Annotated in this window: 12 protein-coding genes; 7 read left to right on the top strand and 5 right to left on the bottom strand. The window is 43.2% G+C overall.

The genetic code is table 11. The annotated features are described in order from the left end of the window. From HWQ41_RS22010 to HWQ41_RS21995, 4 genes are all read right to left on the bottom strand, one after another. The coding region (locus tag HWQ41_RS22010) for a ribosome assembly protein 4 (RefSeq protein WP_292767510.1) at nucleotides 1-4,041 on the bottom strand (4,041 nt) is incomplete at its 3' end. Nucleotides 4,042-4,301: 260 nt separating this feature from the next. Next, the gene (locus HWQ41_RS22005; protein WP_292767507.1) at nucleotides 4,302-4,490 is read right to left on the bottom strand and encodes a hypothetical protein; all 189 of its coding nucleotides are present in this window, start codon (nucleotides 4,488-4,490) and stop codon (nucleotides 4,302-4,304) included. Continuing rightward, nucleotides 4,487-4,687, bottom strand: coding sequence for a hypothetical protein (locus HWQ41_RS22000; RefSeq protein WP_292767504.1), 201 nt, complete (start codon nucleotides 4,685-4,687; stop codon nucleotides 4,487-4,489). Before HWQ41_RS22000 ends, HWQ41_RS22005 begins: the two co-directional genes overlap by 4 nt. A gap of 30 nt (nucleotides 4,688-4,717) precedes the next feature. Then, nucleotides 4,718-6,067 carry a P-loop NTPase fold protein gene (locus HWQ41_RS21995; RefSeq protein WP_292767502.1) on the bottom strand — a complete coding sequence of 450 codons (1,350 nt, stop codon included), beginning with the start codon at nucleotides 6,065-6,067 and terminating at the stop codon, nucleotides 4,718-4,720. 294 nt (nucleotides 6,068-6,361) lie between these two features. Between HWQ41_RS21995 and leuC the strand changes: the two genes are divergently transcribed. The 4 genes from leuC (at nucleotide 6,362) to HWQ41_RS21975 (ending at nucleotide 10,846) form a co-directional block, all read left to right on the top strand. Then, the gene (gene leuC / locus HWQ41_RS21990; RefSeq protein ID WP_292767498.1) at nucleotides 6,362-7,765 is read left to right on the top strand and encodes a 3-isopropylmalate dehydratase large subunit; all 1,404 of its coding nucleotides are present in this window, start codon (nucleotides 6,362-6,364) and stop codon (nucleotides 7,763-7,765) included. 86 nt (nucleotides 7,766-7,851) lie between these two features. Further along, nucleotides 7,852-8,460, top strand: coding sequence for a 3-isopropylmalate dehydratase small subunit (gene leuD / locus HWQ41_RS21985; RefSeq protein ID WP_292767496.1), 609 nt, complete (start codon nucleotides 7,852-7,854; stop codon nucleotides 8,458-8,460). Between the two features lie 491 nt (nucleotides 8,461-8,951). Then, a complete protein-coding gene (locus tag HWQ41_RS21980; RefSeq protein WP_292767494.1) occupies nucleotides 8,952-10,517 on the top strand; it encodes a DUF4209 domain-containing protein in 1,566 nt (521 codons plus the stop codon). Further along, nucleotides 10,514-10,846 (top strand): type II toxin-antitoxin system VapC family toxin, encoded by a 333-nt coding sequence (locus HWQ41_RS21975; RefSeq protein ID WP_292767491.1) that lies wholly within the window; start codon nucleotides 10,514-10,516, stop codon nucleotides 10,844-10,846. The genes HWQ41_RS21980 and HWQ41_RS21975 overlap by 4 nt, the downstream gene beginning before the upstream one ends. A gap of 417 nt (nucleotides 10,847-11,263) precedes the next feature. Here the strand turns inward: HWQ41_RS21975 and HWQ41_RS21970 are convergent, their stop codons facing one another. Then, complete coding sequence (locus HWQ41_RS21970; RefSeq protein ID WP_292767488.1) at nucleotides 11,264-12,454, bottom strand: FAD-dependent monooxygenase; 1,191 nt, start codon at nucleotides 12,452-12,454, stop codon at nucleotides 11,264-11,266. Between the two features lie 588 nt (nucleotides 12,455-13,042). On the opposite strand from HWQ41_RS21970, the gene HWQ41_RS21965 reads away from it, so the two are divergent. From HWQ41_RS21965 to HWQ41_RS21955, 3 genes are read left to right on the top strand one after another with little or no spacing between them, the layout of a single operon-like run. Beyond that, a complete protein-coding gene (locus tag HWQ41_RS21965) occupies nucleotides 13,043-13,591 on the top strand; it encodes a (2Fe-2S)-binding protein (RefSeq protein ID WP_292767485.1) in 549 nt (182 codons plus the stop codon). After that, nucleotides 13,578-14,555 carry a xanthine dehydrogenase family protein subunit M gene (locus HWQ41_RS21960; protein ID WP_292767482.1) on the top strand — a complete coding sequence of 326 codons (978 nt, stop codon included), beginning with the start codon at nucleotides 13,578-13,580 and terminating at the stop codon, nucleotides 14,553-14,555. Before HWQ41_RS21965 ends, HWQ41_RS21960 begins: the two co-directional genes overlap by 14 nt. After that, nucleotides 14,552-16,747 (top strand): xanthine dehydrogenase family protein molybdopterin-binding subunit, encoded by a 2,196-nt coding sequence (locus HWQ41_RS21955; RefSeq protein ID WP_292767479.1) that lies wholly within the window; start codon nucleotides 14,552-14,554, stop codon nucleotides 16,745-16,747. Before HWQ41_RS21960 ends, HWQ41_RS21955 begins: the two co-directional genes overlap by 4 nt. The last annotated feature ends 221 nt before the right edge of the window (nucleotides 16,748-16,968 follow it).

Genomic DNA, 16,968 nt, shown 5'->3' with positions numbered 1-16,968 from the left:
AGCACTTGCAGAAGCCAGCCTTTGCCCATCGGGGCTGAACACCACGCTAATGACCCAATTCCTATGCCCAGTCAGGGTTTGCACAGCTTTGCCAGTGGCGACATCCCAGAGTTTGATCGTCTTGTCACCACTTGCAGAAGCCAGCCTGTGCCCATCGGGGCTGAACACCACGCTATTGACCGCACCGCTATGCCCAGTCAGGGTTTGCACAGCTTTGCCTGTGGCGACATCCCAGAGTTTGATCGTCTTGTCAGCACTTGCAGAAGCCAGCCTTTGCCCATCGGGGCTGAACACCACGCTAATGACCGCACTGCTATGCCCTTCTAATGTATTCAGTTCTTGGAATTTGTTCTCTGGTTGTAAGTACACAGCTTTCTGCAAACTTCCCACAACCCGCATCTGGGTATCTAGCGCCACCTTCCCGGCATTTTTCAGTTTTCCGCGCGCTTTTAAGCCTTCTGTCAGTGCATCCCAGATTTGCCCAGAAGCAGAAAAGGTAGCTGAAGAGTTAGCAAGGGCGTTGATTTCACTGATTGCAGCTTGTTTTGTTTCCTGTTCTGCCCTTTTTGCTGCATCCCAGGCTTTAAATGTTAGTCCAGCTAAGACTAATCCGGCTGCAACTGAACCAAAAAGGGCGCGTTTGAGAAAGTTATTTAGTTTCGCGTCACTCAGTTTTCTTTGTTCTCGTTCTTTTTCCAGTTCCGCCATTACCTGCTTTAACTTCGGTTCTTGTTGCTGGCGAATAAAAGCGGCGATGTAGTCATGTACCAGTTGATAACGGTTAAAAGGATTCTCTGGTAACAAAACCACCAAGCCGGATTGGACAAAAATCTCTAACACTAAATCTAATTTATTGATTTCAGAAGCTTCTTCCGCCCTAGTTTTCGATCCCCCCGCCTGTGGCGATCGCCTTAAAAAGGGGGTTGAAAGAATAAAGCCCCCCTTTTTGAGGGGGGTTGGGGGGATCTCCGATAAGTACGGCATCAAATCGCGTTCCAACTCAGCGCGAGTCTTCAGAGGGCGAGTTCCTTTTTCATCCGTCAGCAAATATAGTAATAATTCTGCTGCTTGCTGATTTTCTTCACCGCAATCATGAACAACTTCATTCAAATAACGCTTAACCAATTCGTCCTTAGTACCACGTTGCTGATATTCTGCCAGAGTTGTAATATTCTCCGTTTGCAGTTGCGCCCCCACAACCTGCAACTCAATGGGACGAACTTCACCCAATTCTCCGGCTAAATCCAGCACCATTTGATCGACTAAAGCATCTTCTAAGCGAAAGCTAGTATTTGCAGTTAAACGCTGAATAATTGACTTGGTATCATCGGGTGAGAAATTCCCCAACTTGTAAAGCACATTATTACTGAGAATGTCATTGCCAATAATCTTAAGACTGGACAAATCATTGCACTCCAGCAAGTAATGGATGTAATCTACCCGCAGCGATAAGATAACTTTCACCGATAGAACATTCAGACACTCTCCCAGAAACTCAAAGAATTGCTTTCTTTGTGTAGGTTTGGTGTAAACAAAGAAAAATTCCTCAAATTGATCAAAAATTAGCACCGTGCGGAGGTTACGCTGTTCGTTTTCGCGTAGTTGAGTAATTAGGAAGTGGGGATTTTGGAGAGACGCGATTAATCGCGTCTGTACAAAGTGGGGATTTTGAGGTTCTGAGGTCGGAGTTCCGAGTTCTGAGGTCGAAGTTCCGAGTTCTGAGGTCGGAGTTCCGAGTTCTGAGGTCGAAGTTCCGAGTTCTGAGGCTGAAGTTCCGAGTTCTGATGCTGAAGTTCCGAGTTCTGATGCTGAAGTTCCGAGTTCTGAGGTTGAAGTTCCGAGTTCTGATGCTGAAGTTCCGAGTTCTGAGGTCGGAGTTCCGAGTTCTGAGGCTGAAGTTCCGAGTTCTGAGGCTGAAGCTTGAAGTTCTAACCCTCCCTCATCCCCCTCATCTCCCTCATCTCCCTCATCTCTTCCCAAAAGCCTCCCCAACTCTTCCACCCAGTTAGTATAAACGCGCATTACCACTGGCAAATAATCTTGAATACCGATCGCTTTATTCTTTAAAGCTGGCACCAGTCCCGCATTCACCAGGGAACTTTTGCCTACACCCGATTGCCCATGAATTACTATCAACTTATAATCAGGGCGACCCATGCGTTCAATTAAACGTTCTACATCCAATAGGCGACCAGATGCAGCAATTTCTGGGGCAATATTTCCTTGGGGAGAGTTTGAGCGCAATGTCTCTACAAATGCCTGTTTTGTAGCTTCTAACCTACCCGCACCAATAAAAGCCCGCAAACCAAATTGCTGTTCGATGGAACGCCGTTGCTGTTTGATGTTGTATGCTTGGAGATATTCTTTCTGCTCAAAATAAAGCTGCTGCAAAAACCTGAGAATATCCAAAAAAAGCCTGACATCTTCTAGGGGATTACCCACATCTCTAGCAGTTTCTAAGCTGAGAGTTGCTTGTTGAAGAAGGGACTGGGGATTGGGGACTGGGGACTGGGGACTGGGAAAACTTGGCGCGACCTGTTGAGTTTGACCTAAATGGTATTGAGAACGACCTAAAATAAACAGATATAAACTCAAGTCTTTTGATTTGAAATCCCTTTCGGAAATACCAGATAAAACCCAATATGCTTCGGTTAAGGCTTGATCCTCCCTAACCCTCCTTTTTAAGTAGGGAATCAAGCCCCCCTTTTTAAGGGGGGTTGGGGGGATCTTCCGGGGCAAAACATCACTAAATTGAGATAAGACCCCTGATATATTCGCTAATTCCAGATTAGGAATCGCCGCAAAAACGTCTAAGGCTTGCTTAACCAACTGATTTGCTTTCACCCAGTTATTTTGAGCCAAAGCCACCTCAGCTAAAAAACCGTAATCTTTGGCTAATTCCCTTAGCTGGTTGTTAGTTTGATGGATTACTAAAGCTTGTTCCGAAAGACTCTGCAAAGTTTCCCATTGTTGCAAGTCTCGCAAGATATCACCGAATTTAACTACTGACTTGGCGATTAAATCTGGACTTTGAAACTGGCTAATAAAATTTATATACTCTTGAATATAACGCCAAGTTGCTTGCCAATCTGGATGATTGATATCTTGATGTTTAAAAGCCTTCAGATAATAGCAAAAGCCAATCTCACCGAGGATTTTTGCCTGCCGTTTCATGGGTTCTGGAAAACCTCTCTCCAAACCTCTCTCCTGCAAGGAGAGAGGCTTTGAATTCTCCCCCTTCCCTATTAGGGAAGGGGGCTGGGGGGTTAGGTTTTCCAGATGACGTGAAAAGTCAGGGATTTTTGCCTGCCATTCTAAATTATGACTTTGCTGCCAGAGCTTATAAGCTTTGTGATAATGCTCTAAAGCCGAATTTTTGTGATTATTTATCTGTTTGATAAAACCTAATAAAGATTCTAAGTTAGCTTGAATTTCTAAATTATAAACATCTGGCTTGTTGCATAAATCTCTTTGCGCTGCTTCTAGCTCATTTTCCAGTTTGATATATACATCGACGCTAAACTTTAAGTTATTGCTAAACCATTGATTAGCCGTTTCGCTGATAAAATCTACTAATTCCTGTGTTGATATGGCAAAATTTCTCGTAGTTGCCCAACTTTCCAAATCTGGTGCAAGCTGTGTTAGTTGCTTGTAGATTTCATCGTCAATCCACAACACTAAGGGAAAAGCAAAATTCTTGCGAAACTCCTCCCGCACTTGATTAGCAGAAGTTAACATCACAGACAAATTCTGCACTGATTCCAAACCGACAACCATTACACAGGCTGGTATTTCTTCGCCGAATTCATCCCGAATCGCATTATAAAGAGTCCTGTGAGATTGCTGCACTGCCAAGACACGAATTTCTACTTGACAAATTTCCCGCAATCTGGAGATTAAGCGATCGCGCAAGCTAGCATAATTACACCGTGCCAAAATCAGCTTAAACTGTCCCACAGAAGACTCAATCGCCCAAGCTAATTGTTGCAGAGTGCGATCGCTGTTTACATGGTCATCTTCTGATGGTTGCGAGTCTGTCATAAGTTAAAAGGGCGGTTAAAAGGGCGGTTAGAAACCGCGTCTACACAGGCAAAACCCACCTCCGTGGGTTCAAACCCTTGATTTTCTCTTAGTGAAAAGGGCGGTTAGAAACCGCGTCTACACAAGCAAAACCCACCTTCGTGGGTTCAAACCCTTGATTTTCTCTTAGTCCACGGAGGTGGACTTTGTTTGTATAGCCGCGAATTCGATTCGCCCTGGCTCTAAGTTGACACGTATGGGATGTAGGCTTCGCCACAAAATTAAACTTCTTGGCGTTTTAACTCCTGTATCAATACTTGAGTACGTTTGCTAGCTTCTCTTGCTTGTTGTCTAAAATACTTGGCTTGCTGACGGTCACTTAAACACACTTCAGATGCTTTTCTACTAAATTCAACAGCTTGTTTACTGAGTTCTTGAATACGAGTCTTTAACTCTGGGATTGTTTTCATATTTCCTCTTGTTCTGAAATTACAATCTCTAAATTTTCTATCTCTTCATAAAGTCTATCCGCTCTACTGGCTAGTAAGCTAGCGTCCTCAAAATTGTTATTTTCTACGGCTTTATCCGAGGCTGAGTACAATTCTTCTGTGATTTGATGCAATTGTGCGTAAGCTTTTAACAAAACATTTTTGGTTTCTGGTTTCATGATCTAATTATTTTTCGGTTCCATGATTCCTCATTGCAACTCCCTCGCCTCAGCCAAAATGGGATTAACATCAAACCAAGACTCGCCACCATCCCGATATTCAAAGACAAACCGACTGCGGATCAGTTTTTGATATCCCTGGTCATCACTCACCTTTTTCCTTTCCTTGACATGACGTAACAATTGCCACTCATCATCAGAAATCGGTAACATGATTTCATTCCGCCGAGAACGAATAACTTGCTCTAAGGTTTCACGGGTGAGGGGAAGACTCATTTCTTCCATAATCCAGGTATTCAGCAGCCTCAGCACGTCCCGCACATGACCACCGCTCATTTTACATAACCACTCTAGGCTACCAGCGCTATCAAAAATCTCCGTAATTTTATTTAAACGCTCCTCTGGTGTCAAGTCAGGAAAAGCTCTAGCTAATACCATCTGCTGCATCAGTGCCATTCCCTGTGTATGAACACTGCCATCAGTCCTTTGTACAGGTACCATTGGTAACACCTTGGGATCTTCTGGGAAACGCTGGGTTAGCATTCCGTAATCATTGGAAAACTTCAAAGCTAAGGGCATGGTGTAAAGTAGATGACAATTCAGCCTTGTCAAAAACTCACCCTGATCGACAAATAAATATTCCTGTTGCGGACGACCCCAAGGTTTGACACGATTATCTATGCGGTCAAGATTATCGACAATTACCACTAAACCCTTTTTACCCTGCTGTTTGAGTTTAGCGATCGCAGGTTCCAATAATTCTTGATTAATCGCTTCCAGCAGCTTAGTTTTTTGCGGTGCCAAATATTGATTGAGTTTTTCTCGCAGGGTTGGGTCATTTTTCATCTTGGTGGTGATTTCACCAATGCCCACAGACAGAGAAAGCTTTTCTTTTTCAGAGGTGACACCAAAATCGCCGACATTGGGAACCTTAACTTTTACCCCCGTCACCTCAGAATTTAAGACTTTCCAAGCACCTTGAAGCAACTCATTAAATTTGTTGGGTGCCTCCAAGGTAATTTTATCCAGACTTTGACTCACCCGACGAGCGATCGCTAGCAACACATCAGCAATATCGACATCAGTCATTTCCAGGTCGTCACTGGACTCAAAATAGACGACATGGAAACCTAACTTTTCCAGTTCTGCCTGTAACCGTAATAGTTCTGTCGATTTTCCACAACCAATATGCCCAGTAAATAAAGTGCAAGTGGGTTCATTGGGCTTAAAATAAGTAATTTTCTGCATCAGCTTGCCAAGAATATCCCCACCTCGGACTGAGGAAAAATCTATATAATACTTGCCATCAGAGCTATTGTTGACAAACAGAGTTCTGCTGGGATCGCTAGCCTGATAAAATTCCCGTAAATCTATGGGCATAATGCTGGTAGTGCAACTATCTCGTATTGTCTTAGATATCCTTGTTCAAAAGGATAAAGTTATTTACATCTTTGCATCTCAATATTTCGGAGAATTTTTGCTTTTGCTACCTCAAAGGTGAGCTAATGGTTTTAGGACTGTTGTCCCTTGAGCGAGGTATAAGAACCCCACCCCCAACCCCCTCCCCGCAAGCGAGGAGGGGGCTATGATGTAAGTAATATTAAGTTATCTGCAAAAACCCGGACTCTTTTTTGATACTATTTAAGTCCGGACTCTTTAAATATTGATTGACGTATGAGCAAAGGTACCCTGTTTGATAAAGTTTGGGACTTACACACCGTTGGTACACTTCCCTCAGGGCTGACGCAACTATTTATCGGGCTTCATCTAATTCATGAAGTCACCAGTCCCCAAGCTTTTGCGATGTTACGCGAGAGGGGTTTAAAAGTACTGTTTCCAGAGCGTACCGTCGCCACGGTCGATCATATTGTGCCGACAGAAAATCAGGCGCGTCCCTTTGCTGATACCTTGGCAGAGGAAATGATTCAGGCGCTCGAAAATAACTGTCAAGAAAATAACATAACTTTTTACAATATCGGTTCTGGTAGTCAGGGTATAGTTCATGTCATCGCTCCCGAACTGGGACTTACTCAACCAGGAATGACGATCGCTTGTGGAGATAGTCACACATCAAGTCATGGGGCATTTGGTGCGATCGCATTTGGTATCGGTACTAGTCAAGTCCGGGATGTTCTCGCTTCCCAAACTCTCGCCCTTTCCAAACTGAAAGTCCGCAAAATTGAAGTTAACGGCACTCTCAACCCAGGAGTTTACGCCAAAGATGTCATCCTGCATATCATCCGCACCCTTGGCGTTAAAGGTGGTGTGGGCTATGGCTACGAATTTGCAGGTACGACATTTGAGCAAATGAACATGGAAGAAAGGATGACTGTCTGCAATATGGCGATCGAAGGCGGTGCTAGATGCGGCTACGTCAATCCCGATCAAGTTACCTACGATTACCTCAAAGGCAGAGATTTTGCACCCATTGGTGGAGATTGGGATAAAGCAGTGGCTTGGTGGGAATCTATCAAGAGCGATGCTGATGCCGAGTACGATAATGTAGTGGTATTCGACGCTGCGGAAATTTCTCCTACCGTCACCTGGGGGATTACTCCCGGTCAAGGTATCGGTGTCAATCAGTCAATACCTCAGCCAGAAGAACTGCTGGAAGAAGACAGATTTATTGCCGAAGAAGCTTACCGCTATATGGATTTATATCCTGGTCAACCCATCAAGGGCACCAAAATAGATGTCTGCTTTATTGGTAGTTGCACCAACGGCAGAATTACTGATTTGCGAGAAGCTGCGAAAATCGCCAAAGGTCGCCACGTTGCTGAGGGAATCAAAGCCTTCGTTGTCCCTGGTTCTGAAAGGGTGAAGGAAGAGGCGGAAGCTGAAGGACTAGATAAAATCTTTGAAGAAGCTGGATTTGAGTGGCGTGAACCGGGATGTTCTATGTGCCTAGCCATGAACCCCGATAAGCTACAAGGAAGACAAATCAGCGCCTCCTCCTCTAACCGCAACTTTAAAGGAAGGCAAGGTTCCTCCTCCGGTCGGACATTGTTAATGAGTCCGGCTATGGTCGCCACAGCTGCGATTAAAGGCGAAGTTTCTGATGTACGCGAGTTGCTGTAACCCCACCTCTTGCCAGAAAAAAGTCTCTTAAACTTTCCTTCCTTTGTGTCCTTTGCGTTCTTTGCGGTTCGTCTCTTATAAAAATTATGGTAAGTGAAGTTAAAACAGTTTCAGGGCGCGGTATACCTTTAGTAGGTAATGATATCGATACCGATCGCATTATTCCCGCACGATATTTGAAAGCCGTTACCTTTGATGGGTTAGGTGAAGGCGCGTTTATTGATGACCGGACAGCGCTTAAAGGTGAACATGCCTTTGATCAACCCCAATACCAAGGCGCGAAGATTTTAATAGTCAACCGTAACTTTGGCTGTGGTTCATCACGAGAACATGCACCCCAAGCGATCGCAAAATGGGGAATCCAAGCTTTAATCGGTGAAAGCTTCGCCGAAATCTTTTTTGGTAACTGTGTGGCAATGGGCATACCTTGTCTGACAGCTGATGCTGTTACTGTTAAACAACTGCAAGAGTTAGTCGCTGCCAATCCTCAAGCCGCTGTGACAGTGAATCTGGAAACTTTGCAAGTGCAAATTGGTGATTTCACTGCCCTAGTTGCGATCGAAGAAGGTACCAGAAGCACATTTATTTCTGGCACTTGGGACGCTTGCGGTCAGTTGGTGGCGAACGCTGACCAAGTTCGAGCAACGGCTGTAAAATTACCCTACGTCGGTTGGGGCAATTTAGCCGCGAGTTAGTATTCTCTTATTCCCTAGCTCTGCTGGGGAATGTTAATTTATAGCTTTTGTTTGCATTATTCAGCCAGAGCTAACAATAGCCCAATCTATTTCAGATTTGGCATAGTAGATATATAGCCAAGTAATTCTAGACTATGCCATTAATAAACCCTCCTCTCACTAAAGAAGATTTTATTAACTCTCGCTGGCAGGACGTGCTTAATAGCAGCGAGAGAAAAGAGTGTAGTGCTTACAACAGAGTCTTCTGGAACAAGGCACAGGAAGCAAAAGAGGCAGGAAATGTCAGAGAACAGTCTGTTTTTGAGATTCTGGCGTTCATAACCGGTGCTGCAATCAAGCCAGAATCAACAGAGGAGTTTTTTGCTGAAGTTTTCCAAAATCTTACTGATGAACATTTAAATTTTCTTACTGAAATTGCTCCTGAAGTATCAGATCCAGAACTGCAAGCACGAATTGCGGACATTCTCTGGGTTAAAAAGCGCAATTATCGGATGGCACAATTAGCAGTTACAGCCTACTTACAATCTGCCACAGAATTAGAAGATCCTGAAAAATGGAGTCGGTGCTTTGAAAGGATTGAAAGAGCGCTTCGGCTAGCACGCAACATTAATTATCAAGCTGAATTAGTTATTGCACACATAGAAGCAGTTCTTAATCGCTACAACGGAGAAGATCCACTGTGGTTGTCAGTAAAGCTTATGGAGCTTTTGCAAGAATACAAACTCGGTAATCCGACTAAATACGCTGCTCTGGCTGAGAAAGCAGCAATTATAGCGGAATCTTCCCAAGACTGGGATAAGGCAAGAAACTACTGGGAAATTAAAGCAGAATGGCATCGCATTGACAAAAATGCTGAACAGACACACGCAGCGCGAATGCTTGCTGCCGAAACTTATGTAAAGGAAGCTAAAGATTCATTGACAAAACACCCTCAGCCTTATTCAAAGGCATCAGATGATTTACAAAAGGCGTTGGAAGCATTTGAAATATTAAAAAGCCAAGGTACAGAGGAAGAAAAAGCAGCAGCAAAAGCTAGATATGAGGAAGTTCGTAAGCTTCTGCCAGAGTATCAAAAACAATCCTTGAATGAGTTAATAACAATATCTTCTCAGTTTAATATCAGCGCTGAGGTAAAACTAGCTAGAACCTATGTTAAAGGCAAAAAATTTCAAGATGCAATATTTGCCTTGGCTCTTTTGGGGATTCCACCTAAAGTTTCATACCTTCAGCAGAAGGTGGAGAAGACAGCTTGGTTGTCTCAGTTCATGCCAATAACAATTATGAATGAGATGGGTAAGGTTGTAGCCCGTCAATCTAATAATTCAGATGAAGCAGAGAAAGCAATTCGTTTTGAGATGTACAGGAATGCAGTCCTCTATCACAAACTTTACGCCCAAGCTTACATTGAGCCTGCAAGGGGTCAAATAAATTTGGAACATACTGTAGAAGTAAAAGACTTATTTCCATTTGTTTCAAACAACCTCTTTGTGCCTCCTGGCAGAGAATATCTCTTTGCGAAAGGGCTTTACGCTGGACTAATCGGAGACTTCTTCACATCCACTCATATTCTCATTCCTCAAATTGAAAATTCTATCCGTTATTTACTCCGAAAGCAGGGTGCGTTACCCTCAAAAATTGATATCGATAAAGGAATTGAAGATGAGCGTGATTTAAATACTACTCTTTTCCCCCACAACTATCCACAAATAAACTCAATTTTTGATGAAGACGCACTTTTTGATCTTCAAGGCTTGCTAATTGAGCGTTCCGGTTCAAATTTAAGAAACCGTATGGCTCATGGTTTAATTAATGATAGTGAGTTCAACAGCCCTATCATGTCTTACTTATGGTGGGTCACATTACGGCTTTGTTGTTTGCCAATCTTGAAACAGCAACAGCAGGTTGAAGAGTCCAATCCTTGGGTTAAGTTTGATGGTATTTTCAAAGATGATCCACTTTTTGATGATTTTGTAGAAGATATGGCTGCAAATCGATGTGAATTAGATGCAGAAGTCGCTGCTTATGAAGCTTCTTTAGAGGAGAATCAGTCAGCTTGAGTCTATATATCCTTGATACCGATCATGTTACTCTTTCTCAACATGGTAATTATAAAATTCTACAACGCGCTCAAGTTGTTGGCAGTTCCAACATCTTTGTTACGACAGTTACACTCGAAGAACAATTAAAAGGCAGACTAGCTTCTATCAGTAAATGTGCTAATAAACCACAATTTTTAGCAGTTGCTCATAGAAATTTGCGAATAACCCAGCTTTACTTTTGTAATATGAATTTGCTGGAGTTTGATGAGGCAGCATACAGTTGCTACCAAAGTTTGCGCTGGAAAAAAATCCAAATAGGTACGCAAGACTTAAGAATTGCTGCGTAGGCGTAACCAGCCGTAGGCATCGCCCTGGCTAAGGGGGCAATTTTGGTTACGCGTAATCAAAGAGATTTTAGCAAAGTTCCTAATTTATCTCTTCAGGATTGGACTATGGACAAGTATTCTTAAAAGATGGACATCGGATACACAACGATAATTTATCTGCATACCCACCGAAATATATAATACCAATTTCTTATCGTACAAAAATTAACATTTTGATTAAGTTGTGTTGAGTTTGCGCGAATAATTCTCAACTATACAACGAATTTGTTGTGTTTGAGGACTTGACTAAAAACAGTCACTTTTGATATGCTCAAATTACTCGATAAGATTAGCAGTAAGTGTAAGTTTTTGCGCTAATTGCCCAAATTTGTGTTGCTACTTTTGAGAAAAGTAGCTTTGCTGATAGCACACTAAGATTTAACTTGTTACAGATGGCTTGTAATCATACAACCATTTTTGAAAATCATCATTGAGCGTCATTTGCCGTTGCTCTGTCTGTCCAGAAGATGCCAATGTGTCGTCATAGTAGCGCATCTCACCCAAAGCACTACGAGCTTGAATGATTTTTGTCCGCTCGATGCGACGCTGTTCGTAACTAGTCAAAGCTTCTTGGAGATTAGCTGAATCAGAAAAACACTCTCCCAGTTCATATGCATCTTCAAAAGTCGTATTGGCTCCCTGTCCCATAGCAGGCGCCATTGGATGAGCGGCATCGCCTAAGAGAGTGACTCTGCCTTGACTCCAGTGGGTTAACGGTGAGCGATCGCAAATCGGCCCCTCCCAGATTTGCTCGGCTGGTGTCGCTTCTACCATCGCCCGAAAGGATTCGTCCCAGTCGGCTAATTCATGGAGAATGCGAGATTTCACTTGCTCGGCGCTGTGGGAAAGAGAGTAATCAGGCGATAACTTCCGACTAATCCAACTGGTATAGCCGCCGCCCACATTCAGAATGTACATAAACTGTTTATTGCCTTTGACAAAAACTAGTTCATAGTCATTAAATAGCTCGTGGTGATATTTGATGACAGCACGCCAACACATACTACCAATATAATTAGGCTTACCCTCGCCAAATAAAGTTTCTCTAATTACAGAGTTGACACCATCAGCCCCAATCAGCAAATCTGCATATACCGATTTTTCGCCATCAAAATGAATTTCCACACCGTTTTCATCTTGCTCAAAGCCGATGCAGCGATGATTGAGATGAATGATATCAAATGGCAATCTAGAGGCTAAGACTTGCTGCAAACGATACCACCAAACAGTCAACAACGGTTGTCCATATTGCTCTAAATATTTAGTTGCGTTAGTTCGGATTGTTTCTGCCTGAATATTCTTTAAAACCGTGTGGTGAACCTCGCACCCTGAACTTTTGAGGGCTTCGACAATTCCCGGTGCGATCGCATCTAGAGAATTTAAGCCATTAGGAGCCAAGCCTAGTCCAGTTCCAGCCGGACGAAATTCTTGGGCTTTTTCGTATACTTGAGCGTCTATCCCTTGGCTTCTCAGTGCTATAGCAGCAGCCAAACCGCCTGGGCCAGCACCGACAATGGCAACTTTTTCTACTATCGGTTGGGATAATTTCTGAGTTAGATTTGTGTTCATATTGTGAGGTTAATTATATGAGTGAAAAAATCTCAGCAGATTAGATCAAATCCGAGATAGAGATTGTCAAATATTAGGTTTTTGCATATTATATAAGTCTTATTAAGAGACTACCTCTTACATTAGAAGCATAAACATCTAACCCTACAGAAATAGGGAGCATCCCAAATGTGTAAACATATAAGCTGTCATTATGAGACGCTACCGCGTAGCTTGCTTCTGGGTTCGCGTAGCGTCCCGTAGGGAAGGAGTACGCCTCATTTGCAATGACAATCTATCATCTTGATAAATTTGCTTGCATTGGGATGCTCCCACAGAAATAAGTATTTTTTAGTATTTTTCTGATAGTTGGCAACAAGTAAAATGAACAATCAGATTTTCGATTTCTTAGAGGATGCTTGAAAAGTCTCAAAATTTACTTAAAAACCTCTATTCGACGCGGAGAGAGGCTTTGAAACTCGCCTTATCTATATAATATTGCTCGGATACTCGAACGCCCTCCTCAAGTGTTGCGTTAACCAAAAGTATGGTGAAAATTCCGAGATAGAAGAGGGATAATAGATGTAATTATTAGTATCTGCATTAAACATGAAAGAAAATTCCTTAGCTCCAATAACTTCAAACTCACTTACCCAGAAAGTGAAAATATTGGGTTCAGAGGAAGTAGACTTATCACTGAACGTTAATAATGTCTCCTACACCCTGAAGCTAGAACCTCGCGTCACTTTACTGGATGCACTTCGGGAAAAGCTGGGTCTGATGGGCACTAAAAAAGCTTGCGATCGCGGTGAATGTGGTGCATGTACTATTCTAGTTAATGGTCGGCGAATTAACTCTTGTATGACGCTAGCTGTAATGCACATCGGTGCTGAAATCACCACAATTGAGGGATTAGCACAAGATGGCAAACTCCACCCCATGCAAACAGCTTTTATTACTCATGATGCTTTTCAATGTGGGTACTGCACATCGGGTCAAATTATCTCAGCCGTAGGGATGATATTAGAAGCATCGCCAAAATCTGAGGCAGAAATTCGAGAAAAGATGAGTGGAAACCTTTGCCGTTGTGGAGCGTATCCGAATATTATTGCGGCGATTCGGGATGTGCTAGAGGAAATGGAAGATGCAGCCATTTAGTTATGCTAAAGTAACTTCCCAAGAAGTCGCGATCGCAACAGTTGAGCAAGACAAAACTGCTGCATTTATTGCTGGTGGTACAGATTTACTGGGATTGATGAAGGATGGAGTTCAAACAGCGAATCTATTAATTGATATTAACAGTTTGCCCTTAGCAGATATTGAATCTCAAGCTCATGGAATCCGCATTGGTGCAATCTCTCGAATGAGTGATGTGGCTTTTCATCCTCAAATTCAGGAGTGCTATCCAGTAATTACTCAAGCTTTATTACAAAGTGCTTCACCGCAACTGCGAAATATGGCAACAGTGGGCGGTAATTTACTGCAACGAGTCCGCTGTGGTTACTTTCGCGATCCGGTTTTTCCTTGTAATAAACGCACTCCCGGTACAGGTTGTTCGGCGATCGCAGGTTATAATCGGATGCACGCTATTTTTGGGGCTAGCGAACATTGTATTGCTGTTCATCCCTCAGATTTAGCTGTAGCCCTGACGGCATTAGATGCGGTGATTTGCATCCAAGGAGCAGAAAAAACACGTCGAATTTCAATTCATGATTTTTATCTCTTACCAGGTGAGACACCAGAAAAAGAAACTCTATTACAGCCTGGAGAATTAATTGTTGCCATTGAAATTCCAAATTTTGCATATAAATCTAATTATTTAAAAGTCCGAGATCGTGCTTCCTACGAATTTGCTCTCGTTTCCGTCGCTGTTGCCTTGGATATAGAACAAGACATCATCAAATCAGCACGAATCGCTTTTGGAGGAGTAGCACCCAAACCTTGGCGGGTTTGGGAAGCTGAGGAATTTCTTCCAGGAAAACCAATCAATGAAGCGACGTTTAGAGATGCAGCCGCAGTAGCTATCAAAGAAGCGAAACCGCAAACACACAATGAATTCAAAATTGAATTAGTCAAACGCGCTTTGGTACGCGCACTCTCAGTTGTGGCAGAAGGATTATGAATAAAATTATTGGAAAACCACTCGATCGCGTTGATGGCAGACTTAAAGTTACCGGAGAAGCACCTTACACAGCCGATGTGCCAATAGAAAACCTGACTTATGGAGTGATTTTTCAAAGCGCGATCGCAAATGGTAAAATTATCCAAATAGACACATCCGCAGCCGGAATCGCCCCTGGTGTGGTAGACATCGTTACTTACAAACAAACCCCATCTCTGATAAAAATACCCTTCTTTTCCCCCCAACAACCTCAGCCAACCGAAAAAGACGATAACATCTACTACGATGGTCAACATTTGGGGATTGTAATTGCCCAAACTTTAGAACAAGCCGAAACCGCCGCCTCTAGGATAAAAATTATCTACGAAGAAGCCAGTCCTACAGTCACGATGGCACGCGCAGAGATATTTGAACCCGAATCAATATTTTTTGGCATGATGCCAGCTAAAATCACCAGAGGGGATGTTGAATCAGGAAAAGCCCAGGCAGATATCCTGATCGAGCAAATTTATACCACGCCAATGGAACATCATAATCCCCTAGAACCTTCTGCAACCATAGCGATGTGGGAAGGGGATAATTTGACGCTGTATGAAACTACTCAAGGCATTTCTGCAACACAAAGAGCGATCGCATCTGTCCTGAATATTCCTCAAGAAAATGTCCGCGTCATCTCCAAATATTTAGGGGGAGGATTTGGTTGTAAAGTACTGCTAAGGTCTCATACTATTTTGGCTGCGATCGCATCTCGTCAAGTAAAGCGCCCTGTGAAAGTTGTGCTAACGCGATCGCAAATGTACACTGCTTGCGGCCATAGATCCCAAACTCAACAACACGTAACGTTAGGTGCAACCAAGGAAGGTAAGCTAACCCTGATCAATCACATTGGTACATCTTTAACTTCCCTGTTTGATGACTTTGTGGAACCTGTGGGTGCAGCAACAATAACGATGTATGCCTGTCCCAATTTGGAAATTAAATACCGTTTAGCACGCATTAATGCCGGCACACCAACCTTTATGCGTGGGCCAGGAGAAGCGCCGGGAATGTTTGCCTTAGAGTCAGCAATGGATGAACTCGCATATACCTTAAATATTGACCCAATTGAACTAAGATTAAGAAATCATGCAGATATCGATCCGCACACAGGATTACCTTGGTCAAGTAAATCCCTGAAAGAATGTTACCAAAAAGGTGCAGAAATTTTTGGTTGGTCACAACGCAATCCAGTTCCGCGTTCCATGCGGGATGGTTATTTTCTGATTGGTTGGGGAATGGCAAGTGCGACATTTCCCACCAACGTTGCAACTGCATCAGTCAAGGTAGAAATTTTTGCCACTGGAGAAGTGAAAGTGCAAAGTGGTACTCAAGACATCGGTACAGGCACTTATACAGTGATGACGCAAGTAGCTGCTGAGGTATTAGGATTACCAGTGCAGTTTGAACTAGGTGATAGCAATCTTCCTAAAGCCCCCCTGACAGGCAATTCAATGACAGTTGCTAGTGTTTCTCCGGCGGTGCATAAAGCAGCGATCGCCGCACGGGATAAGATAATTAAAATGGCGATCGGAGATTCAAATTCTCTGCTTTATGGATCTCAAGCAGAAGATATTACCGTTGAGTCAGGGCAAATATTTTTAAAACAAGACCCATCAAAGCGAGACAGCTACACCGATATTCTGCGCCGTCACGGGTTAGAAAGTTTAGAAGTTACAGAGGAATCCTCACTCAGCCCAGAGAGCAAACAATACGCCAAACACTCATTTGGTGCAGTATTTATCGAAGTTGCAGTTGATGAGTTGTTGGGAGAAATCAAAGTCAGACGTTGCGTAGGCGTTTATGGTGCAGGGCGAATTCTCAACTTTAAGACAGCGCGGAGTCAAGTTATAGGTGGGATTACGTGGGGAATCGGTATGGCGTTGATGGAGAAAACTGTAATGGATGCTAATCAGGGCAGAATAGTTGGTGCTAACCTTTCAGATTACCTGATTCCCGTTCATGCAGATATACCAAATATGGAAGTGCAATTTGTTGAAGAACATGATCCTTATGTGAATGCACTAGGAACCAAAAGCCTGGGAGAACTTCCGATTGTTGGGGTAGCAGCTGCCATCTCTAATGCAGTTTATCATGCCACAGGTAAGCGGATTCGTGACCTGCCAATTACACCAGATAATATCATGTCCGTTTGATTGCTTATTAAACCCGAAGAACCCCAAAAGAGCCAAAGCTACGCTTTGTCATCCCCTCCCCGCTTGCGGGGTGGGGTGTAATGACTGTGGTTAGCATAACTATTTATGCGGACATAATATAACGTGAGTTCGACAAGTCTTATTTGATATCATGTCCGCTTGATTACTTACTAAACCCCAAGAACCCCACCCCGCCAAAGCTACGCTTTATCTCCCCTCCC

Source organism: Nostoc sp. NOS(2021), from assembly GCF_017115025.1.
GTDB lineage: Bacteria > Cyanobacteriota > Cyanobacteriia > Cyanobacteriales > Nostocaceae > Nostoc.
The sequence above is the reverse complement of the archived record's forward strand: the minus strand, read 5'-3'. Positions and strand labels throughout refer to the sequence as shown.